Raw genomic sequence first — 2,857 nt, 5'->3', positions numbered from 1 at the left:
CCTGCGCCGCGGCGACGAAACTGCAGCAGGTAGGCGCGCTGGGAGTAGCGGAATCCGGAGGCGCGTTCGGCGTCGACGGCGAGGGGGCCGTGACCCGATGCGAGAAGGGCGGCAGCCGCGCGCACGGCGTCCGGCGTGTCGACCACGTCGGGTACGCCGTCAGCCGGGGCCAGTAGCGGAACGGCGACAGGCTCGCTCGCCTCGTCGTCCGGCGTGGTCTCGGGAGAACTCTCGGCTGACATGAGAAGTGACTCTAAGCCTTCGGGCGGAAGGACCGCCCACTATGTGCGGCTGGAACTGCGCTGGCCGAGGGTGGTGATGCCCGCAGGCGGCAAACCGGCCGCGTAGGCGAGCACCTCGCAGAACGCCTCGACGTGCGTCGAGAGGTCCTCGGACGTCGCTGTCCAGGACGCGCGCAGCTCGAGCTGATGCGCCTTGGGTGGTCCGGCGATGTCGCCGTAGCGCACCGAGCTGGTCGAGGTGACCGTTCCGCCGAGTGCATTGAGTGGTTCGGCGCGCGACTCCAATGCGTCCACCAGCCAACTCCAGCCGACCTCGGGGAGCAGAGGATCGTCGGCGAGCGATTCGTCGACGTCCGCTTGTATGTACGCGACCAGCCGAAGGGTGCCGTTCCACGCTTCTGCGCCGTCGGGGTCGTACAGCAGGATCAGGCGGCCGAACGCGTCACCGTCACTCTGTTCGTCGACGTGCTCGGAGTCCGGATGCTTGACCTCGGCTCCGATGGCGTAGCTGTACGGGGCGAGGCGCTGCGGTGGCCGGATCGGACCGATTTCGATCGCCGGGTGTACCTGGGCCCGATGCATCGCGTCGATGGCGGCGCGAAAAGGCGCAGGTTCGGCGGAGGATTCGGAGTCGGTCACGTGATCGGACGTTAGACGCGTCACGTCGAACCGAGGCGGAGGCGCGCCGAGCGTGATGGAACCGAAGTGGGTGTGTCGCCCTTGGTGGCAGGAGCTTTCCCGACGCGTGGAACATGGAAGACGATGAACGCCGAACCGCACACCGCAGCCCCCGCCCGTCGAGAACTCCCGGACGCGCCGTTCCTGGCCGCGATCGCAGGTCGGGCTCCCTCGCGTCGGCCGGTGTGGTTCATGCGGCAGGCCGGCAGATCGCTGCCCGAGTACCGCAAGATTCGCGCCGGCATCGGCATGTTGGACTCGTGCTTCCGGCCCGATCTCGTCGCCGAGATCACGCTGCAGCCAGTGCGTCGGCACGACGTCGACGCGGCAATCCTGTTCTCGGACATCGTCGTCCCGCTCAAGGCCGCCGGCATAGACCTCGACATCGTCGCAGGTACCGGACCGGTCGTCGCGCAGCCGGTGCGGTCGGCTGCGACGTAGCCGCACTTCCCGTCCTGACTTCCGATCAGGTGGAGCCGGTGGCCGATGCGGTGCGGATCCTCACCCGACAACTCGGTGGTACGCCGCTCATCGGTTTCGCAGGCGCTCCGTTCACCCTCGCGTCGTACCTGGTCGAGGGCGGCCCGAGTCGCAATCACGAGAAGACCAAGGCACTCATGCGGTCCGATCCGGCCACCTGGCACGCCCTGCTCGACGCACTGGCCACCACGACCATCACCTTCCTGCAGGCTCAGCTGGCCGCAGGCGTCGACGCAGTGCAGGTTTTCGACTCCTGGGCGGGTGCGTTGTCCCTCGCCGACTACCGCGAGTACGTCTTGCCGCACTCGCAGCGAGTGTTCGAGGCAGTGTCCTCGGCCGGAGTGCCGAAGATCCACTTCGGCGTCGGAACCGGAGAGTTGCTCGGGGCGATGGGTGAGGCCGGTGCCGATGTGGTCGGCGTCGACTGGCGGATCCCACTCGACGACGCCGTGCATCGTGTCGGCAACGGCAAGGCTCTGCAGGGCAATCTCGATCCAGCGGTGCTGTTCGCGGGCTGGGATGCCGTGGAGACCGAAGTCCGACGCATCGCCGCCGAGGCAGACCGCGCTGTGGCGGCCGGTGCGCGCGGACATGTGTTCAACCTCGGACACGGAGTGCTTCCCGATACCGATCCCGAGATTCTGACGCGAGTGGTGTCGCTGGTGCATTCGTTGTGACGGTGCGGCGATATGCCGTGGTCGGCGGTGGAATCTCCGGCCTCGTCGCGGCGTATCGCCTTCGGCAGTCCTGCGGCCCGAATGCCGAGATCACTCTGGTCGAGGCCTCGTCCCGCATCGGCGGCACTCTGCGCACCAGTGAGGTCGGTACCGAGTCGCTGGACGTCGGTGCCGAGGCATTCATCGGTCGTCGCCCGGAAGTACCGGCACTGCTCGCCGAGCTCGGTCTGTCGGATCAACTGGTGTATCCGGCACCGGTGCGTCCGCTCGTATTCTCCGGCGGTCGAACGCACGCGCTCCCGCTCGGCACTCTGATGGGCATCCCGTCGTCCGCCGATTCGGTCCGGGATCTGGTGGACCCCGAAGACCTGCACCTCATCGAGACCGAGACCGCGCGGCCCTTCGCATGGACGGCGGGTTCGGACGTGAGTGTGGCCGATCTCGTGGGCTCCAGGTTCGGCTCCCAGGTGGTGCGCCGTTCGGTCGATCCGTTGCTCGGCGGCGTGTACTCCGGTTCGTCGAGTTCGATCGGCGTCCGCGCGGCACTGCCCACGTTGGCTGCCGCGTTGGACGCCGGAGCGGCGAACTTGACCGAGGCCGTGCGGGCTGCACTGCCCACCCCCGTCGCCGGGACCGGTGTTCGGCGGGCTGCGCGACGGTTATGCGGTGTTGCTGGATGCACTCGTCGCTGCGATCGATGCCGAGGTGCTCGTCGGGACACACGTGGGGGGGGATACGCCAGGAGTCCGGGCGGGTGGTTCGTCGACGGTGTCGGCATCA

General features: G+C 68.1%; 1 protein-coding gene and 3 pseudogenes. 2 read left to right on the top strand and 2 right to left on the bottom strand.

From position 1 onward, the window contains the following. Positions 1 to 242 (bottom strand): annotated as a pseudogene (locus RHBS_RS26385) (ribonuclease D); the annotation flags it as partial. Between the two features lie 39 nt (positions 243 to 281). After that, complete coding sequence (locus RHBS_RS26380) at positions 282 to 881, bottom strand: DUF3000 domain-containing protein (RefSeq protein ID WP_128646840.1); 600 nt, start codon at positions 879 to 881, stop codon at positions 282 to 284. 123 nt (positions 882 to 1,004) lie between these two features. Between RHBS_RS26380 and hemE the strand changes: the two are divergent. Both hemE and RHBS_RS26370 read left to right on the top strand, forming a co-directional pair. Beyond that, a pseudogene (hemE, locus tag RHBS_RS26375) lies at positions 1,005 to 2,077 on the top strand (uroporphyrinogen decarboxylase). Continuing rightward, positions 2,074 to 2,857 (top strand): annotated as a pseudogene (locus tag RHBS_RS26370) (FAD-dependent oxidoreductase); the annotation flags it as partial. The pseudogenes hemE and RHBS_RS26370, both read left to right, overlap by 4 nt.

The organism is Rhodococcus sp. BS-15, assembly GCF_000813105.1.
Lineage (GTDB): Bacteria > Actinomycetota > Actinomycetes > Mycobacteriales > Mycobacteriaceae > Rhodococcoides.
The sequence above is the reverse complement of the archived record's forward strand: the minus strand, read 5'-3'. Positions and strand labels throughout refer to the sequence as shown.